The following is a 26,699-nucleotide window of genomic DNA, read 5'->3' as shown; positions in this document are numbered from 1 at the left end:
AGTCAGCCCCGCCTCGAAGGGGGGCGAGGCGGGACTGTCGGGCTCCTCCAAGGGGGAGGAACGGGCATTATGCGCTTGGGTTCGTGAGTCGCCTATCTATCCGATAGAATAGAACAGGGGATTTTCCGTACAACCGGCGTCATAACCCCTTTGCACCATTGTCGGCGCACTTCCCGAGAAGTAAATCAATTCCCTTCTGTCGAGACTGCCGGTCCCGGATGTGGGGAACGCCGCCGGCTGAAATTATCACGCCTCATATAGTCGGGTCGCCATGTTAGTGGCCGCCGCAAACTTGGTCTTCTCGTCTTGTGCCTTGGCTTAGCGCTTGGCGACCGGTCGACGCTCGCTTCGCCAGCCGGCGGATCGCTCCTGTCAGCAAAGATAAGTTGCAATGGCCGGTCTGGCGTCGTGGCTGTCAGAATCTCTGCATTCAAGGGGCATCGATGAATCGTCCCCGCGGCACAATTGCCGTTAATGCTGGAAATCTCCGACATCACTCGCCTCTCACCCTCTCGCCAGCCCCGGAAGCGGGGCGCGTGCCCAGCTTCTTTCTGCGAGGCGCCACCACTGAGGCAGCCGAGCCGATCTCAGCTTCCTGGGGGACGCGTCTCAGGAAGCGTCAGCAGCACGGGAAGCACCGCCAGCGCCACCAGAGTGATCATGATGCCGGGCGCTGTGGTCGAGCCTGTTCGCTCCGTCAGCAATTGTGCAAGCCACGGCGTCAGGCCACCGAACAATGCGGTTGCCGTCGTGGCGCCAAGGGCCAGCCCGCTCAGCCGTCCCTCGGCGGGAACCTGTTCAGCCGTCGCCACCGCGCCCACGGCACTAACGCCGCCGGCCACGGCAGCGAGTATCACGGCGCCGATCAGTGCCGAAAGCGCGCCCATTCCAGCAAGCAGCCGAAAGGACAGATAGGGTAGCATGGCCGCCAGCACGGCAAGGGCTATGAGTACCGGGCGCCGCCCGAACCGGTCGGCAGCCAAGCCCGCCAACGGCGTCACGGCAATCACCGCGACTGCTGCGATGGTCGCCAGTTTGAGCGCGTCCGCTTCGCTGAGCCCGCCCGCCGACACCAGATGGATCGGCAGGTAGGTGATGCCCACATAATAGGTGATCGATCCAAGGGCCGAGATAGCGAATCCTCTTGCTACGCCCGTTCCATAGCGCGAGATCGCATGGCCAAGCGGCCTGCTCACCAGCGTCCCTGCGGCGCGGTGAACCTCGAACTCGGGCGATTCGCGCATCGCCATGCGAGCCACCAGGATCGTGCCCGCCATCGCCGCGCCAAACAGGAAGGGGAACCGCCAGCCCCAGCTTTCCAGCACCGGAGCGGGGAGGAGGCTCACGGCCAGCGCCGATGCGCCTGCGGCCAGCAACCCTCCGATCTCGCTGGTTGCCGCCGCCATCGAAGTGACGAGCGCGCGACGATGCGAAGGCGCGCCTTCCAGCAGATACGCAATGACCCCGGTATATTCGCCTCCCACCGCAAAGCCCATCACGCAACGCAGGACCAACAGCAATATCCCGGCGAGTGGGCCGATCTGCGCCACCGTCGGCAGCAGGGCACTCAACAGCATAGCCACAGTCATCAACGCCATGGACAGGAGCAGCGTCGCTCTTCGTCCATGCCTATCACCGAAATGACCGAACGCCATCGCGCCCAGCGGCCGCATCAGATAAGCGACCGCAAATCCCGCGAGCGTCGTGAGCATCGCATTCTCACCCACGAAGAACAGGCGTGCGAGTACCGTCGCCAAGTAGAGGAACAAGGTGAAGTCATACCATTCGACCACGGTGGATAGCGCCGCAAGGGCAAGCGATCGTCGGTCAAGTGGCTCTGAAGCGCGCATAAGCCATCCTTGTTACAATGACGCGGCGAGTCCGGCGCCCCGTGTAAGTTGGGAACCTAAGTATCTGGTTTTTGTGTGTTTGGGCGGATCGGATATGTCGCGGCATCTTTTCTGGCTTTCGGATGAAGCATGGGATGCGATCGAACCGCATCTACCACGCCAGGTAAACCGAGGGTAGATGACCGAATGGTGATCTCGGGCATCCGGGGCGGAGCGGGATATTTCGGGATGGATGTGGAGGAGGCGCTGAGCAGAGGGCACGGAAATGGATCAACTAATTGTTACTTAACCATTATTCTCCTATTCCGAACCTATCCCATTGAAACGTTTTCCTTTGTCGCCCGTTACAGGCGAAGGATCAGGAAGATCCCGATAATGGCAAACCGGCGGTGACGCCGGGACGCAAAGCCTCCGGCCTTGGTGGCAAGGTAGCGGGGCTGCCGAAGGACCATGGTTCGATGGAAAAGCGCCCCGTCTTGCAAAACATTGCGCAACCCTCCGACCCTGCCGCTGGGCAGCCCTCTTGCCGTGCGCCTGTGCGCTGGGACAAGTTAGGAGAAAGCCTGTGTTTTCGTTCGATCGGAAATCATCTCGCGGCAGGTTGCTGGCCCTATCCGCCTGCTCGACACTTGCCCTTCTGCTGAGCGCCTGTGAAAGCAGCGGCGGCCTGCGCGTCGCCAGTGTCGGATCTGGCATGCCGGGCGCCGGTAGCGGCTCGGGCAGCGGATCAGGCACCGACACCAGTGGCGGTTCGACCAGCGGCGGCACTGGCTCTGGCACTGGCGGTACCGGTTCTGGCACTGGCGGCACAGCGACCACGGCCGGCCTCTTCCAGCAGGTCTCGCCGGTGCTCACCACCGCCGGGAATGCGGTGCTGGGCGTCTCCGACGGTCAAGGCAATGTGACGACCCCCATCGCCACCGCGCTTCCCGTCGCGCAGCCGGTCACCGGCACGATCACGCGTCTCCTGAACGACACCGGCACCGTGCTGGTGGATGCGGGTGCCGGGCGAACCCTTCTCCTTCAGGGCGCGCAGGGTGTCGTGGGCGATCTCGTCTCGATCGACATCGGTGGCCGGACGGTCACCAATGGGCTTGACGGCACGACCGGCGCGATCGGAATCGGCGTGCTGGGCGATACGCCGCCGACCGGCACTCTCGCCAGCCTCGGCGTGCTCGATGCCGGCAATACGGCGCTGGCGACGGTCAATGGCATAGCCGATGTGCGCGTGACCAACGTCACCTCCTCGACCGGTGGCATTGCCGACCATCTGCTGAATGTCGCGCTCGGCGGCAACCAGCTTCTGGGCAGTGGCGACCCGGCGTTGGTGAACGCCAACCTGCTGCCCAATGGCATCAGCTCTACCGGCGCGGGCAACGCCACAGGCGTGCTCGCCCCCGTGACATCCGCCGTGGAGACGGTCGGCACGGGCGTCGCCTCGACCGTGCAGGGCGTAACCGGCAGCGCCCTTTCGCCCCTGGGCGTGAGCGCCGGCACGACGGCGACGGCCGGGACGACTGCCAACGCTGGTGCTGGAGCCACCGCCACGGCAAATCCGGGCGGACTGCTGGCGCCGGTGACGGGAACGGTCAGCAATACGGTGAACACGCTGACGGGCGCGCTCAACCTGAGCCGCTGAATCACTGGCCGGGGCGCGCCACCGCCGGCGCGCGCCGGCTTCGCCGCTTTTTATCGCAGGAACGCTTCATGCTCCTAGTCCTCGCCGCACTTCCGGCGCTCGCGGCCGCGCAGCCGCCTTCGACACTGTCGCCGCCGCTGATCCAACAGAGCGAGCAGCCTGCCGCGCCGAACCTCAACGAAAATCCCCCCGGCGCACCGGTTCAACGCGCCATCGCCGTGGACGCTGAGGATAGCGGCGCGGCCATTCGCGGCATCGACTTTGTCGGCGTGGACGCGCCCGAGCGGGTCGCACAGGCCGCGCGCCATTTTCTCGGCCGTCCCGCATCGCGCCAGACGCTCGCCGCGCTCGCCAGGGCGATCTCCGATGCTTATGCCGAGAGCGACATCGCCCTCTATACCATCGCCATTCCCCAGCAGGATCTGTCCACGGGACAGGTCAAGGTGTTGCTGGTCGAGGGCTTTGTCGAGGACATCGTCTATCCCAAGGGCGCGAGCCCGCTGATCCGCGCCTATGCCAAGCGGATGCGGGCGGAAAAGCCGCTCAGCCGACACGCGCTGGAGCGTTATCTTTCGCTGATCCGCGACATTCCTGGAGTGAAGGCAGAGGTCGCGCTGGAACGCGGCACGAAGCCCGGTGGCGTCAGGCTGGCGATCACGCCGATGCGCAAGCGCTTCGACGCCAGCTTCGGCGTCGACAACCGTACGCAGAGCGGCCTTGGCAGCGGGCAACTGCGGGCCACGGCCCAAGCCAACAGTCTGTTGCGCGACGGCGACCGGACCGATCTGGTGCTGCTCGGCGCGACGGACCTCAAGCGCTACCAATATGTCGGGCTCAGCCACCAGACGCCGCTGGGGTCCGATGGCCTCACGCTGGGCCTGTCGGGATCGTGGTTGCGCACCCGGCTCAAGAATTTCCCGGTCACGGGCGAGGCGAAGACCGCCGGGCTTTCGCTCAGCTACCCCGTCATTCGCGGCTATAAGCGCAATCTGACGGTGAGTGCCGGGTTCGACGGCCTGGACAGCGACGCGGCGCTGCTCGGGGCAGTACTTTCTTCCGACCATATCCGCGCCGCGCGGGCAGCGGTCGGCTATTCCATGGTTGGCGACAAGGATGTGCTGACGGCCGGCCTCACCGTCAGTCGGGGCCTCGACATATTGGATGCGCGCGGGACACCGGGCTTTACCGATACGGTCTTCACCAAGGTCGCGGCCCGCGCAGGCTATGACCGGATGCTGGGCAAGCGCTTCGTGGGCCGCCTGCGCATGACGGGGCAATATAGCGCGGACCGGCTTTCGGGCAATGAGCGGCTGGCGGTTGGCGGGCCGGACTATGGCCGCGCCTTCGACACCGCGCTGCTCAGCGGCGACCGGGGCGTCGCCGGCTCCTTCGAACTTGCCTTCCGCCCGGAACTGACTTCATGGCTCAAGGGTACGGAAATCTACGGCTTCATCGACGGGGCCAAGGTCCGGATCAACAGCCGCGCCGGTTTCGCGGCCAGCGACTATGGCCTCGCTTCGGCCGGCGGCGGAGTGAGGCTGGCCTATGCGTCGAAAGCGTCGCTGGGTCTGGAGGGCGCGCGGGTCATTGATCCCCCCTTCGCCGGCGTGGGCGACTGGCGCTTCAACATCAGTTGGCATTGGAAGCTGACCCGGTAGGAAAAGGCAAAAGCCTCCCTGACCCTGCTCATCAGGCTCCCTTGGCGAGTAGGCTACGGACTACAGCAGCGCTTGCCATACGACATTTCATCATCGCTACATCTCGCCTGGGCGCCGAAATATCGGTTCAAGATACCCCATGGCGAGGTACGGCTGCATGTTCGCGAGATCATCTGTCAGCTATGTGTGGAAATGGGCCTGACCATCGTTCATGGCATATTGTTTCGCGACCACGTCCATATGTTCGTGGAAATCCCGCCAGCAACACGCCGTCTAATTTAAAGAGCAGCCGCGCGGCGATGATGCCAACGGATGCTACCCTCAAGCCGGTGACTAGAAAACCGCCCGGCTGACCGCTGTCGTCCTCCATGTGGGTTGTTAACAATGCGTCGATACGCGATCCGCATGGCTTTCGCCTGGATGTGACCGGCTAGCATTCGGAAGCGGTTGAGGACACGAGTGTCCGCAACCTGGTCTGGACTTTGCTATGCGCGGGCGGTGATCGGTTCTCTTTAATGGCATTGGCGGACGCAAAAATAAGCCCCGCCGGAGCGGGGCTGATCTGAAAGTCACGACGTCACCAAGCGATCGATAGTTCAGGCTTTTGCCAGGACCGCTTCGGCTTTCGGCTTCGCGTCGCCAATCACTGCGGGAGCGATCGTCTCAGCAGACTTCACGGGTTTCTTCTCCGCCTTAGGGCGCACAACCTTGGAAGTCGCCGCCGACTTGGACTTGGGCGCCGCCTTCGCCTTCTTGGCAACGCTCTCGATCTTGGCAGGGGAGGCAGGAGCAGTGGAGCCGTTCTTGGGTGTTGCCGACTTGGAAGGCGCCTTTGCCGGAGCAGATGCGCTCGGTGCGGCAGCAGCGGCAGGCCGGCTCTCCGCAGCCGGGACAGCCGATGTCACCGGTTTGCGACCCAAGCCGATCTTTGCAGCGACCGCACGGCGCGTATCCGAGTAGCTTGCCGCCACCATTGGATAGCTTTTGGGAAGTTTGTATCTCGCACGATATTCATCGGCGGTGAGACCGTTGGCGGCCAGGTGGCGCTTCAGTGTCTTATATGGCTTGCCGTCGATAAGGCTGAGGATGTGGTCGGGCGACGACACGCTCTTGCGCACCGAAACCGCAGGCGTGTAGGCAGGGGTTTCCGGCGCGGCGATCACCGGATTGAGCTCGTTGGTCAGAGCGGCGCGGGTCGACTTGATCAGGCCAGCCAGATCATCACTCGCGACTGAGTTGTTGGAAACGAAGGCGCTAACCAACTGTACGGTAAGGGCGGTGATGTCAGGAGAATTGTTGTCGGCCATGATTGCGGACCCATCTTCGAGGAATATTGCGCGCCTAATGCCTGTAATCTCGGAAATTGTAAATTAGATATTACACAGGTTAAGACGAGTAGCGCCAACGACTGCGGCATGGCATGGTTGCGTAGATCTGACTTCCATATAACCGAGTAGGCGAGCCATTTCGTTCGAGGATATGGTGCATCGACATTCTATCAATATGCCGTCAATCGACCTTCCTTGGCATGACGGCGAGGACCGGCGATAGCTATGATCATCAGGCGGCTCTGGGCCCTGCCGCCTGACTGGTCCGGGAGCTTAGCGAGTAGGCTGGACATTCACGATGCTCTACCCGGCAAATGCAGTTGCAGCCAGCATCGCCAGCGTCTCCGTCGCGTGTTGCTTGATCGCACCGAGTCTGGGCCGGCTGCTCCGGCGCGCAGAGTTTATTTCGAGGCGCCGCCCCCGCTCGCCGCACGGCTGCCATCCTCCTGCCAGCCATGCGCGCCGATCAGCGGCACGAACATAACGGCGCCCAGATTCTCTTCATAATAGCGGTCCTGGCCAATGCGCATGACCTTGCACAGCTTCTGCTCGCCCGGATCGCCCACCGGAATAATCAGAATGCCGCCGATTTTCAATTGCTCCTTGAGCGTGCCGGGAATGTAGGGCCCGCCCGCCGCCACAAGGATCGCGTCAAAGGGCGCGTCCTCCGGGGCGCCACGCGTGCCGTCGCCTGCGCGGACATCGACATTGTGATAACCAAGCGTTGCCATCCGCGCGGCCGCAAGTTTCGCCAGCGCAGAGTGGCGCTCGATGGCTATGACCTGTTTGGCGATCTGTCCCAGCACCGCGGCGGAATAGCCTGATCCCGCGCCGACTTCGAGAACATGGTCTCCTGGTCGCACTTCGGCGGCCTCGACCATGGCGGCCACGATGTAGGGCTGGGAAATCGTCTGCTCCTGCTCGATGGGCAGCGCGGAATCCTCATAGGCAAATTCTTCCAGTCCTTCGCGCACAAACCGTTCGCGTGGCACGGCGAGCATCGCGGCGAGCACGCGCTTGTCCCGGATGCCCCGGCGCTTCAGGTGCAGCCTCACCATCCTCTCGCGCAGCTTGATGAAATCAGTCAAGTGAACCTCCTGCCTGAATTGCTGTCGGGGAGCCCGGGCAGGACGCCAAACCTGCGTAGCTACCTTGGACATCGGCTGCGTCCTCATGAGGGATGAATATACCGAGCGTTTCTGCCCATAGCCATGCGGGACGGCGCTGGTCATAGACCATAAGTCTTTCCGCCGTAACATTGTGCTCGTCGATGGCCATGCTTGCAATGACCGCGACGCATGTCGGATCAGTGTTGCGCCATCCTTTCGATCCAACTTCCATCCAGTGACGGCCATGATTGCGCGCCGCTGTCTTCTATTCTGGGTGATTATGAAACCCCTGATGAGGGAGCCATGTTCCGCTCGGAACCGGTCCAATGCCAGCGCGTCGCTGATATGTTTCTGCTCGATAGGTGTCTGACCGATGAAGAATTGCCGGGCCTGGCTATAATGATCGGCGAAGCTGTCCGAGCGTACGCGCTGCTTCGGGCCGTCCGCGCTCTCGGAGAAGCTGCGGAAGCCGCGAACTGGGTCTTGGCGCGGTCCGCCCTGTTCCGCGCCCCAGCTATTGGGTTCATAATCTTCTGCGCCAGCGCTGCATGGGTAGCAAGCTTTGTCCTGATAGAAGCGGCATCCAAGGGTAAATCTCTGGCGTGCCTTATCAAGTTTACCGGCCGGCCTGCTATTAAAATGTCCAAGCGGCCCGCGGCCCGGCGGAGCGGCATTTCGAGAAGAAAAATATCCCGGAGTTTCTTCCATGAGTCTCAAGTCTCGTCAAATGCACCTGATGTCGCGTCCAAATGGCATGCCCACGCCCGAGAATTTTGAGATGCGAACGGTTGACGTTGGTGGCCCCGGTCCCGGCGAGGTTCTGGTGCGCAACCGCTGGATGTCGGTCGATCCCTATATGCGCCCGCGAATGATCGGGATGGAAGACAGCTATATTCCGCCGTTCAGTCTGGGGGAAGCGATGGACGGCACCGCCGTGGGCGAGGTGCTCGAGTCGGCCGATCCGGCTTTCAGTCGGGGCGACCTGGTGCTTTCTTTCATGGGTTGGCGCGAGGCATTCACTGCGCCTGCCGATCAACTCGAAAAGATCGATTGTCCGCCGGGAATAGACGAGCAAGCCTTTCTGGGTGTGCTGGGCATGCCGGGATTAACAGCCTATTCCGGTCTTCTTCATTTGGGCCAGCCGGTGCCGGGCGAAACCATATTCGTATCCGGCGCGGCAGGCGCAGTGGGTTCCTATGTATGCCAAATAGCTAAGATCAAGGGCCTGAATGTCGTGGCTTCAGTGGGATCCGAAGAAAAATGCGCATGGGTGCTCGGTCGTGGCGTCGATCATGCGATCAACTACAAGACGGTCCCCAACCTACTGGAAGCTGTGCAGGCGGCCGCGCCGAGGGGGATCGATATCTATTTCGATAATGTTGGCGCAGAACATCTGGAGGTGGCGTTGGAAACGGCCAATCAATTCGCGCGTTTCGTCGAATGCGGGATGATTGCCACCTATAACGATGTCGGACGCCGGCCTGGCCCCTGCAACATCATCAATATCGTCCTGAAGAGCATCCGCATGGAAGGATATATCAACTCGACGCTTGCGGCACGTACGCCGGGATTGAAAGAAGCTTTCCTGCGCGACATGCTCCAATGGATTGCCGAAGGTCGAATCAGGTGGGAAGAGACGGTGATAGAGGGCATTGAAAATGCTCTTGATGGTTTCCTCCAGCTCTTCACGGGCGGCAATGTGGGCAAGATGTTGATCAGGATTGGCTGATCAGAGTTCTTTTCCAGACTTCCCCTTTTTGTGGGTTTGATAAGTCGTTCTAGATTTTTGCTTCAGGCAACCATGTATAACGCCGGTTGCATCGTTCATTGGCGTGAAAAGCCAATTAGCCGACGTTCCGCAGCAATTTCTTTTCACCGGCCGGGCTCAAACTCAATCACACGGAATCTGCTTTGGCTCACATGTTTTGCCGGCGTGAGGGCCGAACAACCGGCGAAATGAAGAAAATGGCGAGAATGGTGTCTCTGCCGACTGTGGAGAGTGTGTGTCATGGAAGCAATGGTAGCGGCGCAGCCCGTTTCCCATGGAACGGTCGACATCGGCAATAAAGGGAAGTTGAATCGCGGCGGCGTTGCTTGGGCCTTCTTCGAAGGAGGACGCACGCCTTTCCTCATCCTGATCACCATTTATATCTACATGCCCTACGTCTCCCGGACGCTCGTCGGTGATCCGGTGAAGGGGCAGGAAGTCATTTCCCACTGGCAGCAGATCATCGGTTGGGTTGTCATGGCGACGGCCCCATTTCTGGGGGCGTCGATCGATCGCCTCGGTGCGCGCAAGCGGCTGCTGGGCATCGTCATCAGTTTGATGTTCGGGTCCACGGCCGCCCTATGGTGGGGCAAGCCCGACGGGTCCGGCCTTTCGGTGTCCACGGTGATGCTGTTCGCCTCCCTGGCGCAAGTGCTCTTCAACTATACCGAAATTCTCCACAATTCCCTGCTCGTTCGCGCTGCTGGACTCCAAGGGGCGCACCGGGCATCGAGCCTCGCGCTTTCAATGGGTAATCTGTTTGCGGTTCTCGCGCTCGGTTTTACGGCCTGGGCCTTCGCGCTGCCTGGGACTGTAGAGTGGGGCTGGGTACCCTCCGTCCCATTGTTCGGGCTCGATACCGCCATGCATGAACATGAGCGGGTGGTGGCGCTCATGTCGGCCGGATTGTTGCTGTGCGGGTCCATACCCTTCTTCCTTCTGGCGCCCGATGCGCCATCGACGGGCGTGCGGCCCATGCAGGCGCTCAAGGAGGGGGCGCTAGAGCTTTTCCGGATGGTGAAGACGATCAGCCATTTCAAGAATGCGGCCATCTTCATGGGCGCGCGCATGTTCTTTGTCGACGGAATGAATGGCGTGTTGATCTATGGGGGTCTCTTTGCCGTTGGTGTGATGAAATGGAGTGCGATGGAAATGCTGCTATTCGGTATACTCCTGAGCACTGTGGCCGTGCTTGGCGGCTTTGTCGCGCGGTGGATGGATGCGGCATTCGGGCCAAAAACCTCGCTACGGATTTCTATCTTCGTGGCGATGCTTGGTCTTGGATCGATGATCGGGATGCGGCCTGACCGGATTTTCTTTTTCTGGTCCTATGATCCTTCCACCCACTCGCCTCTCTGGGATGTTCCGTTCTTCAATACATGGCCCGACCTATTCTATTTGCTTGTGAATTTTTCCAATGCGATGTTCATCACCGGGCAATATGCCTCCAGCCGAACCTTGCTGACGAGACTGACGCCGCCCGAACAGACGGGCACATTCTTTGGCATATACGCGCTCTCGGGCGTGGCGACTGCCTGGCTTGCGCCCACACTCGTCAATATGGGTACCCGGATATCGGGAACGCAGCAGGGCGGCTTCGTAATGCTATTGCTGCTGTTGGCAATCGGTTTTGCCATGCTGTTCCTCGTCCGGGGCGGGGGGCGCGCTATCGAAAATGCCTAGCGGGGAGATTCGGGGGGCGGTGGAATTGCCGATCCTTGAACCGCCGCTCATCGCCATGTCGGAGAAGATGAATTGAGCGACATCGACTCTCGCAAACGGCTCGGCCGGTTGAAAGGCCGAAGGCCGGGGCTGGGAGATGCCCAGACCACCGAAAATTAGTCCAACCCCACTTCCAGGATGTGCTTCTAGGCCGCCTGGACAAATTCGGAATGTCGGGAAATGGTCAATAGCTGACGTTCTTAATCCTCCCCATCTACCGATGGGGAGGATTTTAACGTCCGCTTCCCACCCAAATCACTCAGTCCGGCGGTCTTGAATTTGTCTACGCCGCCTAGAGCGGCTCTATAGCGACGTCCGCCTCCATCGAGGGATGAAACAGACCCAACAGCTCGCCATCACGCGTGAAACGTTGAAGGGGGCGGAACGAGACCGCCGCACCCCCAGGGCAAAGCAGATTATTCACTCCTGCAGCACGGCAAATTGGGCACGCAGCGTCGTTTTCAACAGCTTCCCCGTCGGCCCGTGCGGCAGCTCTTCGACGAACTCGATTTTTTCAGGCAGCCACCATTTCGCAACCTTATTGGCGAGAAAATCGCGAAGCTCCTCCGCCGACACGATGAAACCGGTACGGCGCACGCATATCAGCAATGGCCGCTCGTCCCATTTGGGATGAGGAATTCCGATCACCGCCGCCTCTGCAATAGCCTTGTGATCCATGGCGGCATTTTCAAGGTCGACCGAACTGATCCACTCGCCGCCCGACTTGATGACATCCTTGGCGCGGTCGACGATGTGCATATATCCGTCAACATCGATCGTAGCAATGTCGCCGGTGTCGAACCACCCGTCGGCACGCGCGCCGGCCTTGCCGCCCACATATTGGTCGATGACCCAGTGACCGCGAATGAACAGATGGCCATAGGTTTCGCCGTCATTCGGCAATATATTGCCTTCATCGTCCTCGATTTGCAGCTCAACCCCATAGACGGCGCGGCCCTGCTTCGTCTGATAGGCGATCCTGTCCTCGTCGGACCATGTGTCATGCTTGGGCTTCAGCCGGCAAAATGTTCCGATAGCAGCGGTTTCGGTCATGCCCCAGCCCTGCAGCATTTCGATGCCGCGATCAGCCTGATACGCGCGGATCAGGGCGGGGCTGACCTGGGCGCCACCCGTGGAAATGCGTTTGAGCGTGCTTAGTTCGCTGTTCGTCTTCCTCAAATGTTCGACCATGTTCATCCAGATTGTGGGCACGCCGGCCGCGAGCGTCACCTTTTCCGTTTCGCACAGTTCATAAAGGCTCGCCGCATCAAGGTTGGGTCCCGGGAACACGATTTTCGCGCCGACCATGGCGAGCGTATAGGGAAATCCCCACGCGTTGACATGGAACATTGGCACGATCGGCATCACGGTTTCCCGCGCCGATAGATTGAGATGATCGGGGAGCGCGCTGGCATAGGCGCAGATCACCACTGCCCGGTGCGTGTAGGCAACGCCCTTGGGATTGCCGGTGGTACCGGAGGTGTAGCACAGGCCGCTAAGGCTGTTTTCATCGATTGCAGGCCATTCGATCGGCGCGTCCGATTGCGTGGCCAGCAGTTCTTCATAGCTGAGCAGGCCTTGAATGCCGGCATCTCGAGCCGCTTGCGCATCGCCCATGATAACGAGCGTTTTGATGGTCTTGAACTGCGGCAGCAATTCCTTGATCAGATCCACGAAGCTTATGTCGAAGAACAGGATTTCGTCCTGGGCGTGATTTGCGATCCACGCTATCTGTTCGGCGTAAAGGCGGGGATTGAGCGTGTGGCAGATGGCGCCTATCCCGGCAACGCCGTAATAAAGCTCAAAATGGCGGTGGGTGTTCCAGGCCAATGTCGCGACGCGCGTTCCGGTTTTCGCGCCAAGCGCTTCGAGCGCGCGCGCCAGTTTGCACACGCGCTTGTAGGCATCGCTGTAAGTATAGCGATGTATGTCTCCTTCCACACGGCGTGAAACGATCTGCGCATCTGAATGATTGGTTGCTGCATGTCGCAACAGGTCGATAATCCTGAACGGCATCATCGTCATGGAACCGGTCATCATATTCTCTATCCTGTGATTTAACTCATTCCCGGACGGTCGATGGCTGCGTCAGCGCTTGTTTGATCTCGTCCAGCGCAGCGGGATCATCGATCGTCGGCGGAATGGAATAAGGTCGACCGTCGGCTATTGCGCGCATCGTTCTGCGCAACACCTTGCCGGAACGCGTCTTGGGCAGGCGCAACACGATCGTCACCTGCTTGAACGCAGCGACCGGACCGATGCGGTCACGCACGGCCTTTACCAGCCGCGCTTCGATTTCGGCGGGATCGGGCGCGCGTCCGGCCTTAAGCACGATGAGGCCAATCGGCGCCTGCCCCTTCAGCTTATCCGCCGCGCCGACAACCGCGCACTCCGCGACATCGGCATCCTCCGCCAATATCTCTTCCATTGCACCTGTGGAAAGCCGATGACCGGCGACATTGATGACATCGTCGGTCCGCCCCATAACATGGATGAAGCCATCGGCATCGCGCATGGCGGCATCGCCGGTAAGATAATATCCCGGATAATCATCGAGATAAACCGAACGAAAGCGGTCATCCGCATTCCAGAGGGTGGGCGAGCAACCGGGGGGCAGCGGTTGCTTGATCAGCAATGTCCCTTCGCTGCCCTCGCGAACAGGCGAACCCTCATCATCAACGATATGGAATATGAATCCAGGGACCGCGCGACCCGCGCTGCCGAGCTTTGTGCTGTGGTCTCCCAGTCCGGGGAAAGAAGAAAGAGCAGGCCAGCCGAGTTCGGTCTGCCACCAATGGTCTATGACCGGCTTGCCGAGAATGTGCGTAGCCCATTTCACCGTGTCCGGGTCTGCGCGTTCGCCTGCGAGGAACAGAGCGCGCAAAGACCCGAGATTGGAACGCCGGACCCATTCGCCTTCAAAGTCATCACGCTTGATCGCGCGCAAAGCCGTGGGAGCGGTAAATAATATCGACACGCCGTGCTTTTCGACCAGCCGCCAATAGGCGCCGGCATCGGGGGTGCCGACTGGCTTGCCCTCATAGAGTATCGTCGCGCAGCCGCTGAGGAGGGGCCCATAGACGATGTAGCTGTGGCCCACGACCCAGCCGATATCCGAAGCCGCCCAGAAGACGTCGCCCGCTTTCGCGCCATAGATGTTGCGCATCGACCAGGTCAGCGCGGTCATATAGCCGCCAGTGTCCCGAACCAGGCCTTTGGGGTTGCCGGTGGTGCCCGAGGTATAAAGGATATAGAGTGGATGGGTGGAGGGAACAATCACAGCTTCTGCCGGGGCGGCCGCCTCGACCAATGCGTCGAAATCGACGAAGCGGGCGTCCGCCATGTCCATGCGGCAAACTTCGCGCTGTTTGACCACGACCACGGCAGGGGCATGTTTGGCGATTGAGAGCGCCTCTGACAGCATCGGTGCATATGGCACGACGCGACCGGGTTCGAGGCCGCAGGAGCTGGCCACGATCGCCTTGGGCCGGCAATCGTCAATGCGTGACGCAAGCTCGAAACCGGCAAAGCCCCCAAATACAACCGAGTGTGGTGCGCCTATGCGAGCGCAGGCGAGCATCGCGACCACCGCGTCAGGGATCATCGGCATATAGATGACGACGGGATCGCCCTTTTTGACGCCCTGACCGATCAGCGCTCCGGCGAATTTCGCCACCCGATCGCGGAGTTGGGAGAAGCTGAACGTTTCGTTTCTATGCTCATACGCAGACTCGTGGATCAGTGCGACGTCGTTTCCCCGACCTTCGTCAATATGCCGATCGAGTGCGGCCACACACATATTGGTGGTGGCGTCGGGAAACCACGCACCCGCGGGCGCGCCGTCCATGTCGAGGGCAGTGCGCGGCACGTCCTGCCACCAGCCCGCACCAGCCGCTTCGAGCCAGAATTCCTCCGGCATGGAAACAGAACGCCCATAGGTTTCTGCATAGGAATTGGACGTCAAACCACTCTCTCCGGCGTATGATGTTAAAATTGCGGCGCGCGCTGCCAAGTCTGGCGCAGGGAATCGCGCTAGATTGCCTCTACATTGGCTCCGATTTCGAAAGTGTCAAATAAAAAATCAACAATTCGCAAATATTGCCACAGTATTTTTTGAATTTAATATGAATTATGATGTATTTATTAAAATGTTCTCCGATCATATTGTGACAGTAAAATGCGATTTCAGGGCTTTTGCTTCAATGCTGCATAAAGCAGCGTAAGGGCATATAATGGATTCCAGCCAGAGCCCGGTCGGCTGAGCATTCGTGGTTCGCGCTGTTGAGCGCGCTGGCTTTAGAGAGGGTGTAAGAACGAGATGCGACTCAAGGACAAAGTGGCCATTGTAACCGGCGGTGCGATGGGCATGGGCAGGGCCTTTGCCATGGCTCTCGCGGCGGAGGGCGCGCGCGTCGTGATCAGCGACATTGCGGAGGACAAGGGCGAAGAGGCGGCCGAGCTGCTGCGAAGCGCCGGAGCGCACGTGCTCTACGTTCAACATGACGTTACCAGTGAGGAATCTTGGTCTGCTCTCATGGACAAGACCAGGCAGGCGTTCGGTCGCCTCGATATTCTGGTCAACAATGCAGGCATCGCGCCAGGCGCGACAGTTGAGGATTGCACGCTCAAATGGTGGAACAAGGTGCTCGCAGTCAACCTGACGGGCGTATTTCTGGGCTGCAGACAGGCTATCCCCCTCATGAGGGAGGTTGGCGGTGGATCGATCATCAACATTTCATCGATCTGGGGTATCGCGGCCGATCAAGCGGTCGCCGCCTATTGCGCCAGCAAGGCTGGCGTACGTGGGTTGACCAAATCTGCGGCGCTGCACTGCGCCACCCAAAACACCGGTATCCGGGTCAATTCGGTTCACCCGGGTTTCGTGCGGACGCCCATGGTCGAGGCGGGGACTGGCGCGCTGCCTCCTGAGGACGCGGAGATATATAATTCGCGCACCGTCAATCGGATACCGATGGGCCGTATCGGTGAACCGGAAGATGTTACAGGTGCGGTTGTGTTCCTTGCGTCCGACGAGTCCAGATTCATGACTGGCGCCGAACTGGTGGTGGACGGCGGAACGCTTTGCCACTGAATTTGAGAGAAGCGGCCCGCGCGGCGGGTTTGCTTCCGATTTCTGAAATATCGGGAGAAAGCAGTGCGCGACTATCGTAAATTCTACATAAATGGCGAATGGGTAGATCCAGTCGCCCCGAAGGTTCTGGACGTCATCAACCCGGCGACCGAAAAAGTCGCAGGCGTAATCAATCTCGGCAGCGAGGCGGATGTGGACGCCGCGGTCGCGGCCGCACGCCAAGCTTTTCCGTCCTTCTCGTCAACCACGCGTGAAGAGCGGCTTGCACTGTTAAAGGCGATTGCGGCGGAATATAAGCGGCGGATCGATGAAGTCGCCGCCGCCATCACCGAAGAAATGGGTGCGCCGGACTGGCTGGCGGCCTCGGCTCAGGCGCCCATCGGCGCGGCTCACTTGGCGACGGCGATCAAGGCGCTGGAAAATTTCCCGTTCGAGGAACTCAAGGGCACGACCCTGATCACGAAAGAGCCGATCGGCGTTTGCGCTCTCATAACGCCCTGGAACTGGCCGATCAACCAGATCGCCTGCAAGGTGGTGCCTGCGCTTGCCGTGGGATGCACAATGGTATTGAAACCCTCCGAGATCGCGCCTTTCTCGGCGCGGCTTTGGACCGAAATTCTCGATGCAGCCGGTGTACCGGCAGGCGTGTTCAATCTGGTCAACGGCGATGGGCCGACGGTGGGCTCTGCTCTTTCCCGTCATCCCGACGTCGATCTAGTCAGCTTTACCGGCTCGACCCGCGCCGGCATCGAAGTGGCCCGGGATGCGGCGGCCACTGTGAAGCGCGTGCATCAGGAACTGGGTGGCAAATCCCCGAATATCATTCTGGCCGACGCTGATCTGCAAGACGCTGTGAAGCGCGGCGTCAAGAGCATCATGACCAATTCGGGCCAGACCTGCACGGCTCCGACGCGCATGCTTGTGCCAAGTTCGATGGCTGAAGAAGTGAAACAACTCGCCAGGGCGGCGGTTGAGGAGATCGTTGCCGGCCCGCCGGGCAGCAATGCGACGATCGGACCCGTCGTTTCCAAAGCGCAGTGGGATAAGATACAATCCCTCATTCAGATCGGCATGGACGAGGGCGCTTCGCTGGTCGCCGGCGGCATCGGACGCCCCGAAGGTCTTGACCAGGGTTATTATGTCAAGCCAACGGTATTTGCCGATGTGACACCTGATATGACCATTGCCCGCGAAGAAATTTTCGGCCCGGTGCTCGCGATCATGAACTATGATGATGAAGCCGAGGCGATCAGGATCGCCAACGACACCCCCTATGGGCTCGCCGGCTATGTGCAGAGCGGCGATCTCAACCATGCGCGCAAGGTGATGCGCCAGATCCGCGCCGGACAGATATACATCAATGATGCTCCGCCGGACTTCAACGCTCCCTTCGGCGGTTACAAGATGTCGGGCAACGGGCGGGAATGGGGTGAGCTGGCATTCCAGGAATTTCTGGAAACCAAGGCGGCGATCGGATTCGAACCGCGGCCCGCGTAATCGGTCACGATCGGAGTTAACAAGCCTTCGCTGGAATTGAGGCGAGGGGGGGCTTGCCGCGATGCGGCTGTCGAAAGGAGAACAGATATGTCGGAGAGTTTTCGCGCGCTTCTTGCCACCAACCAAGGGGGGGATGGCCATAAGGTGATTTTTACGGAAATGTCGGATAGCGACCTGATGGCGGGCGACGTCACGGTCAAGGTGGAGCATTCGACCGTCAACTACAAGGATGGCCTGACCGTCACCAATGCCGCGCCGATGATCAAGAACTATCCGCTGGTACCGGGTATCGATTTCGCAGGCACCGTGATCGAGTCGAGCAGCGCCCGCTTCAAGGAAGGGGATCGCGTGGTGCTCAATGGCTATGGGGTCGGTGAAGGGCATCATGGCGGATACGCCGGCAAGGCTCGCGTGAAATCCGAATGGCTGGTGCCGCTGCCCGATTCCATTTCGACATCGCAAGCCGCGGCGATCGGCACCGCCGGATATACTGCGATGCTTTGCGTGCTCGCGCTCGAACATGCGGGAGTAACCCCCGACAAGGGTTCGATTCTTATCACTGGGTCAGCGGGAGGTGTAGGTTCGGTTGCCATCGCGATCCTGAAGAAACTTGCCTATCATGTTGTCGCATCGTCCCGCCGGTTCAACGAAGAGGCGGATTATCTGCGCGGATTGGGCGCAGACGAGATCGTCGACGCGGCAGAATTCTCAAAGGCAGGCGAGATGCTCAATGCGGAGCGTTGGGCGGGCGCGGTCGATACCGTATCGAGCCAGACGCTGGCAACCGTGCTCACTCAGATAAAATATAATGGCGCTGTCGCTGCCTGCGGTGTCGCTTCCGGCGTGGATTTGCCAACCAATATCCTGCCGTTCATTCTGCGTGGAGTGACGCTTGCAGGCATCGATTCCGTCCACGCACTTTACGCCCAACGCGAAAAGGCATGGCAGCGTCTTGCCGAAGATCTCGATCTGTCGAAGCTGGAGCAGATGACCTCCCGTGCCACGCTGGATGACGTACCGCAGCTCTGCACCGACATTCTGGCCGGCAAAGTGCGCGGGCGGGTTGTTGTCGACCTTTAAGCGCGAAGCGGCCCGTTCGGCTGGACGGGCCGCTTTTATTCCTGTGATGGGAAGATGACGATATGTCACTCTATGTTCTGGCGCTGATCAAGATCATCGATCGCGGCGAATATGATCGCTATTCCCAAGGATTCATCAATCTCTTCCAGCGCTCACAGGGCGTGAGAATACTCGCCGCTGACGAAGATACTGTCGCACTGGAAGGGAAATGGGACGGCCGCAAGGTGGTCATCCTCGAATTCGCGAACAAAGCGGCCTATGAAGCCTTTATGCTGTCCGATGAGTATCAGCGCATATCGGTGCGGCGCCGGGCGGGTACGGAAGGCGTAATGCTGCTCGTTCAGGGATTGGGTTGAAACCAGAGGACGTCGCGCTTTTTTTGGAGTCATGAATGCGCACACGGATTACGGACCTTTTCGGCATCGAACACCCGATCATCCAGGGCGGGATGCATTTTGTTGGCCTCACCGAGCTGGCCTCCGCGGTTTCGAACGCGGGCGGGCTTGGCATCATTACCGGCCTAACCCAGCGAACGCCTGAAGCGCTGGCAAAGGAGATTGCCCGCTGCAGCGACTCCACGGACAAGCCGTTCGGCGTGAATCTCACTTTCCTCCCGACATTCGCCAAACCGCCTTATGCCGAATATATTCACGCAATAATCGAAGGCGGCGTGCGTATCGTCGAAACCGCGGGGCGCAACCCTGAAGAGCATATGCCCGCGCTCAAAGCAGCCGGCATAAAGGTCATTCACAAATGCACGTCGGTACGTCACGCATTGAAGGCGGAGAAAATCGGTTGCGACGCCGTCAGCATCGACGGTTTCGAATGCGGTGGGCATCCTGGTGAAGACGATATTCCGAATATGATCCTGCTGCCGCGCGCGGCAGAGGAATTGACGATACCTTTCGTGGCATCCGGCGGCATGGCCGATGGGCGCAGCTTGGTGGCGGCTCTTGCGCTGGGCGCGGAAGGCATGAATATGGGAACGCGCTTCATCGCTACACAGGAAGCGCCGGTTCATGACAAAGTCAAACAAGCGTTGGTCGCGGCGAGCGAACTCGACACGCGGCTTATCATGCGTTCGTTGCGCAATACCGAGCGCGTATTGAACAATGCAGGCGTTGAACGCATCATCGAGATCGAACGTCAAAAGGGTGATGCGCTGACCATCGACGATCTTATGGAGCAGGTTGCGGGTATCTATCCAAAGGTGATGGTTGAAGGTGATCTTGAGGCGGGTGCTTGGAGCTGCGGAATGGTGGCTGGCCTCATCAACGATATTCCGACCGTTGCGATATTATTCGCACGGATCATGGGCCAAGCGGACCAGATCATCCGGCAACGGCTGGGCGAAATGGTAGCCTGAAGTTTTCGCCTCTTATGGCTGCGACCCTTCCGAAGTCGGCTTCGGCGGCGCTCTAGAGCGCGCTGCGTTAAATCGGACGCAGGCCGTGCGCTCTAAACTTTTGTTGTCGCATTGTTTTAAGCGCAAAACCGGTTCCCACTTTTGCGCACGATGCTCTAATATTAGGGGGAGAGAAGCATGAACAGCGCCGATATTCTGTATCAGGTTGATGATGCGGTAGCCCGCATTACGCTGAACCGGCCCGAAAAACTTAACGCCTTTACCACTCCGATGATCTTTGAGCTGCTGGACGTATTGGATCGGGCGGATGCCGATGACGCTGTGCGCTGCGTGCTGATCACCGGCGCGGGTCGTGCCTTTAGCGCGGGCGCAGATCTGACCGCCGGCGATGTTTTCATCGTCGGGTCGGATAGGGAAGAAAGTGCGACGCCCGATTGGAGCGACCCGCGCATGCGGGACAGCGGTGGCTATCTCACGGTGCGGATGTTCGACTTCACAAAGCCCGTTATCTGCGCGATCAACGGTGCGGCTGTGGGAATGGGCGCGACGCTGACGCTGGCCGCCGATTTCCGGCTTGCCTCAACTGCGGCGAAATTCGCCTTTCCTTTTGTTCGCAGAGGCATCGTTCCGGAGTCCGCATCCTCCTGGTTCCTGCCCCGTATAGTCGGAATCAGCCGGGCTCTCGACTGGATGCTTACCGGAAGGACATTTCCCGCGACCGAGGCGCTGGAAGGCGGGCTAGTCCAATCGCTACATGAACCGGAAGACTTGCTGCCTGCGGCCAATGCCTTGGCGCGGGAGATTCGAGAAAACGCAGCGCCGGTTTCCGTAGCGCTCACGCGGCAGCTTCTGTGGAAGATGCTGGAGGCTGATCACCCTGCGGAGGCGCATCGCCTGGACAGTATGGGCATGTTCGCCCGCTCCCGCAGCGATGATGTGAAGGAAGGGATCGCAAGCTTCTTGGAAAAGCGTCCTCCCCGGTTCAGAGATCGGGTCTCGAATGGGATGCCCGCATTCTATCCCTGGTGGCCCTTTTCAGTGCGGTGAAATCGACTAGATCGATGACGGTGCAGGATGCACCTCGCCGGCGGTCAATGATAATCCACCCGGTCATTTCTCGCTTGCTGACGCAATTTCCGAGGCGACATACCGAACCAGCGATAACAGCTGCGGGTAAGCGCGGAAGATTCGCCATAATGCAGCCGCTCTGACACTTGCGTGATGCTGAGGTCAGTGGATTTGAGCAAGAACTCGGCCATGGCGCGCCTGATCTCATCGCGCAGGCTGTCGAAATTCGTATTTTCGTCCTGCAACCGTCGCTGAAGTGTACGCGCACTAACGCCCATCATCCGTGCAGCATCGGCCTGAGTACAGTCTTGATCCGCGATCTGGTGGCGAATGATTTCACGCGTCTTTGCGGAATAATATTCGCCATTCACCGGACATTTGTCCTTCAGGAAATATTCCGCCAGTTCGGAAAGCACCTGGCTGTGATTGGCGATGGCGCAATCCAGATATTGTTTAGCCAGAATGATTCCAGGTGTAGCCGCACCAAATTTGGGTGTGATCCCAAATACCCGGCGATAAGTTGAAAGCGGAGCAACCGGCATGTGTCTGAACAACACTTCATGCGGTTGATAAATGCCGCCGGACAGATGCTGAAGGCAGCGATGGATCAGGCTGATGCTGAGTTCATAATGCTGGCTGGCATAGGAGGTCTGCGAAATATCGACGTCGAAGGCCAGAAATTCGTATTTGTCGCTGGGCAATTCGCGCAGGCCTGATGTAATCGCCGGGCTATGATAAGCGAGATATTGCTCGGCTTTGTTATAGCTCGACCTGATGGTCTTCTCATGCCGCATGATTACGCCCAGTGCCCCAAACACATCGAAATCCTGCTGTTGCGCCAGCCTCATACCGAAATCGGGGCAATTCAACCGCTGCGCCGCCGCTTCGAGCGTTTCGATGACCTTGAGGTAGCCGATATAGTGATCGCCTTCGGCTTCATTGGAAACGCCCATGTCAGACAATCGAGGTGCGTTTCTCCGATCACCTACTGTGTCCACCAGGGATCGATAGCCGGCGACCCCTGCTGCTCGCACTACCTGTGTGTCCATTACAGCCCACTCCTGCCGGCATATATTCTATTTCTTTCAGCGCTAAAGCCTATCACATATTCGATCAACGGTAAACGCGGTCGACCATCCTATGGATTAGTCAGCGCGCTTCGTCTCTCCCGAAATCGTCACCGCTACGTACTTCTGCGTCCCGCGTCCGCCGATATTGGGATGAGCAGCTTCCTCGGGTTCGTGTGGATGGCAAAATTCATATGAGCCCGGCAAGCGGACTCGAGGGGTCCGCATAGAGGCGCTTGCCCATGCGTCCGGCGAGATAGGCCATGCGACCGGCTTCGACACCCGCCCTCATCGCGCGTGCCATTAATAGGGGATTTTTGGATTCAGCGATGGCGGTATTCATGAGGACGCCGGTGCATCCCAGTTCCATCGCCTCCGCTGCTTCCGACGCGGTGCCGACGCCCGCGTCGACCAGCACGGGGAGCCGCGTGCCCTCGACGATTAGGCGAATCGTCACCCTGTTCTGGATCCCGAGGCCCGATCCGATCGGCGCGCCCAGTGGCATGATGGCCACCGCGCCCGCATCTTCGAGCCGCCTGGCGGCGATCGGATCATCGACGCAATAGACCATCGGCTTGAAGCCTTCCTTGGCCAGCACCTCGGTCGCCCGCAGCGTCTCCACCATGTCGGGATAGAGCGTCCGCGCCTCGCCCAGCACCTCCAGCTTCACCAGATCCCAGCCGCCCGCCTCACGCGCCAGACGCAGCGTGCGGATCGCCTCCTCACCCGTAAAGCACCCCGCCGTATTGGGCAGATAGGTGATCTTCTTGGGATCGATGAAATCCGTCAGCATCGGCGCCTTGGGGTCCGACACATTGACCCGCCGCACCGCCACGGTGACGATCTCCGCCCCCGACGCCGCGACCGCCGCCGCATTCTGCTCGAAATTCCTGTACTTGCCGGTGCCGACGATCAGGCGCGAGGTAAAATTTTTCCCCGCAACGCTCCAGGCATCGTCTGCCGTCACCGAGGCGGAATGATCGCCGCCGCCGACGAAATGGACGACCTCCAACTCATCGCCATCCTTCACCATCACCTGCCTGAGCGTGGAGCGTGGGACGACCACACGATTCCGTTCGACGGCGATCTTCGTCGATACGAAACCCAGCTCGAACGCCAGCTCCGCAATGCTGAGCCCAGGGCGGACGCGGCAATGCTCGCCGTTGAGGAGGATGGAGACGGTTTCGGTCATTCGGCTGCTGGCAGATAAAGCTCGCCACCTTCCTGCTTGAACTTGTCGCGCATCCTCTCCATGCCCGCCTCCACGTCTTCGACGGCGAACAAGGTATCAGTGTTCCGGGGGTGTTGCGCCGCGAAGTCGCGCACCTCTTGGGTAATTTTCATGGAGCAGAATTTGGGCCCGCACATGGAGCAGAAATGCGCGCTCTTGGCGCCCTCGGCCGGGAGGGTCTGGTCGTGATATTTCTCGGCCGTGTCGGGGTCGAGCGACAGGTTGAACTGGTCGCGCCAGCGGAATTCGAAACGGGCGCGGGAGAGCGCGTCGTCGCGGACCTTGGCGGCGGGATGGCCCTTGGCCAGGTCGGCGGCGTGGGCGGCAAGCTTGTAGGTGACGACACCCACCTTCACATCGTCGCGGTCGGGCAGGCCCAGATGCTCCTTGGGCGTGACATAGCAAAGCATCGCCGTGCCGTACCAGCCGATCATCGCCGCGCCGATCCCGCTGGTGATATGGTCATAACCCGGCGCGATGTCGGTGGTGAGCGGCCCAAGCGTATAGAAAGGCGCCTCGCCGCAGGCCTCTAGCTGCTTGTCCATATTCTGCTTGATCTTGTGCATCGGGACATGGCCCGGCCCTTCGATCATCACCTGCACATCCTGTTCCCAGGCGCGCTTGGTGAGTTCGCCCAGCGTGTAGAGCTCCGCGAACTGCGCTTCGTCATTGGCGTCCGCGATCGAGCCGGGACGCAGGCCATCGCCCAGCGAATAGGCGATGTCATAGGCCTTCATGATCTGCGTGATCTCGTCGAAATGCTCGTAGAGGAAGCTTTCCTTGTGATGGGCGAGGCACCATTTCGCCATGATCGACCCGCCGCGCGAGACGATGCCGGTGACGCGCTTGGCGGTCATCGGGATATAGGGCAGGCGCACGCCCGCATGGATGGTGAAATAGTCGACGCCCTGCTCGGCCTGCTCGATCAGCGTGTCGCGGAAGATTTCCCAGGTCAGTTCCTCGGCAATGCCGCCGACCTTCTCCAGCGCCTGATAGATGGGCACGGTGCCGATCGGGACCGGCGAGTTGCGCATGATCCACTCACGGGTGTCGTGGATGTTGCGGCCGGTCGACAGGTCCATCACCGTGTCGGCGCCCCAGCGGATCGACCAGACCAGCTTGTCGACCTCGCTCGCCACATCGGAGGCGACGGCCGAATTGCCGATATTGGCGTTGATCTTGACCAGGAAGTTGCGGCCGATGGCCATCGGCTCCGATTCCGGGTGGTTGATGTTCGATGGGATGATGGCGCGGCCGCGGGCGATTTCCTCGCGGACGAATTCGGGCGTCACATAGTCGGGGATCGACGCGCCCCAGTCCTGCCCGTCGCGGACATATTCCGCGAGGCGGGCACGACCGAGATTCTCGCGCTCGGCCACATATTCCATCTCCGGCGTGATGATGCCGCGGCGGGCATAGTGCATCTGGGAGACGTTGGCGCCGGCCTTGGCGCGCAGAGGCCGCTTGACCGTGTTGGGGAAGGGCTGGACGCCACCGCTGCGGTCGGGGCCTTTGATGCCGTTATCCTCGGGCTGGATGGCGCGGGCGTCATATTCCTCGACATCGCCCCGACCGATGATCCAGTCGCGGCGCAGTTGCGGCAGGCCTGCCATGATGTCGATGCGGGCATTGGGGTCGGTGTAAGGGCCGGACGTGTCGTAGACGCGGACGGGCGGCTCGCCGCTGCCCGGCTCCAGGTCGATCTCGCGCATCGCGACCTTGAGCGGGCCGACATGGATCTTGCGCGAACCAAGGATCGGACCAGTGGTGACGCCGATCCCAGCTTCTTCGGTTATATCCGCCATACGAATTCTCCAATCATGAACTGCGTTCCGACGGCGCCCTTTGCAGCAGACCGCCTGATCTCCACTTGTGTGACGGAAGAGCGGGACGGAGATTCGAACCAGTCCAGTTCCGTTCCCTGCACCGGTGCAAACCGGATCAGGTTCAGCGGGTTCTCGCAGGCCGGTAGCCTTCTGCAGCGGCTTTAGCCCCTCTGCCGGAGCTCCCCAGAGTCGGCGTCAGGGTGAAGTGGGCTGAGCAGGCAGTCAAGCCGGACCCCCATTAGATAAGCCGCTTTTTCCAAAAAAATAAAGGCGGTTTCAACTGCTCAACGAAATTGGCGTCCAAAGACAAATTCCCGGCGGGCCTCAGCAAGAGCTTTTTTCGCCAGCACAATAATAACAGACTTATGAAGCCGTGACGGGCTTGAGCGAAACAGTGTGTTAGAGTGGGAAAATAAGAAGGTAACCAGAACAGGTTATCTATCTGCTCTGTACATGCGATCTTTCGCTGACCTGCAATTGTAAGTGCGCCGCAACAGCGGATGTGCCAATAATGATGGGGAGCCGGATGGACTTCGCGGAGAAAACTGTACTGATCACCGGTGGAGCGCGCGGTATCGGCGCGGGCATTGCGCGGGCGTTTCATTCGGCTGGCGCGAATATCATTGTGTCAGATGTTTTGGATCGTGAAGGTACGGAATTCGTAAAGGAATTTGGCGGCAGCGCGTTGTTTTTGCATCATGACGTTCGCGACGAGCAGCGCTGGCAGGAAGTTGTCGAACACTGCGTCGAATGGGGTGGCGGCCTTGACGTGCTGATCAACAACGCGGGCATAGAAGCCGCCATGCCGGTTATCGATTTTGATGCCGAATTAACGCGTGAACTGTTGGATATAAATGTGGTTGGCGTTCTCCTTGGGATGAAGTGGGCCTTTCGCGCGATGCGACCAGGAGGAATCGCGGGGAAAGGCGGTGCGATCGTCAACCTTTCGTCGATTTCGTCTCAGGCTGCCGCAGGCGGCATGGCTGCTTATGCGGGATCGAAAGCGGCGGTGGAAAGGGCCACCAAGGTTGCCGCAGTGGAAGCCGGCAAGGGAAGATATAATATCCGTGTCAATTGCCTTTATCCCGGCATCATTCAGACGGACATGATCGATCATTTGATCACCGAATGTGTTGAACTGGGCTGGTTTGGAGAAGCGGATGAGTGCCGTTCCTGGCTCGCGGCCAAGACGCCATTGGGCCGCTTTGGCAAGCCGGAGGATGTGGCGAAGGTCACGATGTTCCTGTGCTCGGACTACGCATCATTTGTGACCGGTGCCGGGGTGCCGGTGGATGGCGGGTTTCAATATGGCTGATAGAGCTTTTTTCCAAATATAGCCGAAGAAAATTTGAATGCAGATTTAAAGTAAATAAAATGGAGGGGAAGGATAAGAAATGG

General features: G+C 59.8%; 20 protein-coding genes, 1 pseudogene and 1 riboswitch. Of the genes and pseudogenes, 12 read left to right on the top strand and 9 right to left on the bottom strand.

Going from position 1 to position 26,699, the window contains the following annotated elements; translation table 11 throughout:
• Positions 1-587: 587 nt before the first annotated feature.
• Positions 588-1,850 carry an MFS transporter gene (locus tag HUK72_RS25795; protein WP_176599326.1) on the bottom strand — a complete coding sequence of 421 codons (1,263 nt, stop codon included), beginning with the start codon at positions 1,848-1,850 and terminating at the stop codon, positions 588-590.
• A 367-nt stretch (positions 1,851-2,217) separates the two neighbouring features.
• A riboswitch (cyclic di-GMP riboswitch) is annotated at positions 2,218-2,295 on the top strand.
• Between the two features lie 120 nt (positions 2,296-2,415).
• Between HUK72_RS25795 and HUK72_RS25785 the strand changes: the two genes are divergently transcribed.
• From HUK72_RS25785 to HUK72_RS25775, 3 genes are all read left to right on the top strand, one after another.
• A complete protein-coding gene (locus HUK72_RS25785; protein ID WP_176599325.1) occupies positions 2,416-3,489 on the top strand; it encodes a hypothetical protein in 1,074 nt (357 codons plus the stop codon).
• A 68-nt stretch (positions 3,490-3,557) separates the two neighbouring features.
• Positions 3,558-5,147, top strand: coding sequence for a ShlB/FhaC/HecB family hemolysin secretion/activation protein (locus HUK72_RS25780; protein WP_176599324.1), 1,590 nt, complete (start codon positions 3,558-3,560; stop codon positions 5,145-5,147).
• Between the two features lie 72 nt (positions 5,148-5,219).
• Positions 5,220-5,429: a transposase gene (locus HUK72_RS25775; protein ID WP_255326024.1), complete on the top strand. Its 210-nt coding sequence runs from the start codon at positions 5,220-5,222 to the stop codon at positions 5,427-5,429.
• Positions 5,430-5,743: 314 nt separating this feature from the next.
• Here the strand turns inward: HUK72_RS25775 and HUK72_RS25770 are convergent, their stop codons facing one another.
• The 3 genes and pseudogenes from HUK72_RS25770 to HUK72_RS27530 form a co-directional block, all read right to left on the bottom strand.
• Entirely contained in the window at positions 5,744-6,454 is a 711-nt protein-coding gene (locus HUK72_RS25770; RefSeq protein WP_176599323.1) for a MucR family transcriptional regulator, read from the bottom strand.
• A 422-nt stretch (positions 6,455-6,876) separates the two neighbouring features.
• Positions 6,877-7,563: a protein-L-isoaspartate(D-aspartate) O-methyltransferase gene (locus HUK72_RS25765; protein ID WP_176599322.1), complete on the bottom strand. Its 687-nt coding sequence runs from the start codon at positions 7,561-7,563 to the stop codon at positions 6,877-6,879.
• 327 nt (positions 7,564-7,890) lie between these two features.
• Positions 7,891-8,124, bottom strand: a pseudogene (locus HUK72_RS27530) (catalase HPII); the annotation flags it as partial.
• A 166-nt stretch (positions 8,125-8,290) separates the two neighbouring features.
• Here HUK72_RS27530 and HUK72_RS25760 point away from each other — a divergent pair.
• A complete protein-coding gene (locus HUK72_RS25760; RefSeq protein WP_176599321.1) occupies positions 8,291-9,313 on the top strand; it encodes an NADP-dependent oxidoreductase in 1,023 nt (340 codons plus the stop codon).
• A gap of 279 nt (positions 9,314-9,592) precedes the next feature.
• Positions 9,593-11,035, top strand: a complete 1,443-nt coding sequence (locus HUK72_RS25755) for an MFS transporter (protein WP_176599320.1) — start codon at positions 9,593-9,595, stop codon at positions 11,033-11,035.
• A 459-nt stretch (positions 11,036-11,494) separates the two neighbouring features.
• On the opposite strand, the gene HUK72_RS25750 is transcribed toward HUK72_RS25755, so the two are convergent.
• Together HUK72_RS25750 and HUK72_RS25745 are read right to left on the bottom strand one after the other, a co-directional pair.
• A complete protein-coding gene (locus HUK72_RS25750) occupies positions 11,495-13,114 on the bottom strand; it encodes a long-chain-fatty-acid--CoA ligase (protein ID WP_176599319.1) in 1,620 nt (539 codons plus the stop codon).
• A 22-nt stretch (positions 13,115-13,136) separates the two neighbouring features.
• Entirely contained in the window at positions 13,137-15,086 is a 1,950-nt protein-coding gene (locus HUK72_RS25745; RefSeq protein ID WP_255326023.1) for an AMP-binding protein, read from the bottom strand.
• A gap of 306 nt (positions 15,087-15,392) precedes the next feature.
• Between HUK72_RS25745 and HUK72_RS25740 the strand changes: the two genes are divergently transcribed.
• From HUK72_RS25740 to HUK72_RS25715, 6 genes are all read left to right on the top strand, one after another.
• Positions 15,393-16,166 carry a glucose 1-dehydrogenase gene (locus tag HUK72_RS25740; protein ID WP_176599318.1) on the top strand — a complete coding sequence of 258 codons (774 nt, stop codon included), beginning with the start codon at positions 15,393-15,395 and terminating at the stop codon, positions 16,164-16,166.
• Positions 16,167-16,229: 63 nt separating this feature from the next.
• Entirely contained in the window at positions 16,230-17,663 is a 1,434-nt protein-coding gene (locus tag HUK72_RS25735) for an aldehyde dehydrogenase family protein (protein WP_176599317.1), read from the top strand.
• Between the two features lie 87 nt (positions 17,664-17,750).
• A complete protein-coding gene (locus HUK72_RS25730; RefSeq protein WP_176599316.1) occupies positions 17,751-18,743 on the top strand; it encodes an MDR family oxidoreductase in 993 nt (330 codons plus the stop codon).
• Positions 18,744-18,805: 62 nt separating this feature from the next.
• The gene (locus HUK72_RS25725; protein ID WP_176599315.1) at positions 18,806-19,099 is read left to right on the top strand and encodes a DUF1330 domain-containing protein; all 294 of its coding nucleotides are present in this window, start codon (positions 18,806-18,808) and stop codon (positions 19,097-19,099) included.
• A gap of 35 nt (positions 19,100-19,134) precedes the next feature.
• Positions 19,135-20,109 (top strand): nitronate monooxygenase family protein, encoded by a 975-nt coding sequence (locus tag HUK72_RS25720; RefSeq protein ID WP_176599314.1) that lies wholly within the window; start codon positions 19,135-19,137, stop codon positions 20,107-20,109.
• Between the two features lie 177 nt (positions 20,110-20,286).
• Positions 20,287-21,156, top strand: a complete 870-nt coding sequence (locus tag HUK72_RS25715) for a crotonase/enoyl-CoA hydratase family protein (RefSeq protein ID WP_176599313.1) — start codon at positions 20,287-20,289, stop codon at positions 21,154-21,156.
• 44 nt (positions 21,157-21,200) lie between these two features.
• Here the strand turns inward: HUK72_RS25715 and HUK72_RS25710 are convergent, their stop codons facing one another.
• The 3 genes from HUK72_RS25710 to thiC form a co-directional block, all read right to left on the bottom strand.
• Positions 21,201-22,226 (bottom strand): AraC family transcriptional regulator, encoded by a 1,026-nt coding sequence (locus HUK72_RS25710; protein WP_176599312.1) that lies wholly within the window; start codon positions 22,224-22,226, stop codon positions 21,201-21,203.
• 208 nt (positions 22,227-22,434) lie between these two features.
• Complete coding sequence (thiS, locus tag HUK72_RS25705; protein ID WP_176599311.1) at positions 22,435-23,436, bottom strand: sulfur carrier protein ThiS; 1,002 nt, start codon at positions 23,434-23,436, stop codon at positions 22,435-22,437.
• Positions 23,433-25,280 (bottom strand): phosphomethylpyrimidine synthase ThiC, encoded by a 1,848-nt coding sequence (thiC, locus tag HUK72_RS25700; protein WP_176599310.1) that lies wholly within the window; start codon positions 25,278-25,280, stop codon positions 23,433-23,435. Before thiC ends, thiS begins: the two co-directional genes overlap by 4 nt.
• 547 nt (positions 25,281-25,827) lie before the next feature.
• Here thiC and HUK72_RS25695 point away from each other — a divergent pair.
• Positions 25,828-26,616 carry an SDR family NAD(P)-dependent oxidoreductase gene (locus tag HUK72_RS25695; RefSeq protein WP_176599309.1) on the top strand — a complete coding sequence of 263 codons (789 nt, stop codon included), beginning with the start codon at positions 25,828-25,830 and terminating at the stop codon, positions 26,614-26,616.
• Positions 26,617-26,699 lie beyond the last annotated feature (83 nt).

This window comes from Sphingobium sp. 15-1, assembly GCF_013375535.1.
GTDB classification, from domain to species: domain Bacteria; phylum Pseudomonadota; class Alphaproteobacteria; order Sphingomonadales; family Sphingomonadaceae; genus Sphingobium; species Sphingobium aromaticivastans.
The sequence above is the reverse complement of the archived record's forward strand: the minus strand, read 5'-3'. Positions and strand labels throughout refer to the sequence as shown.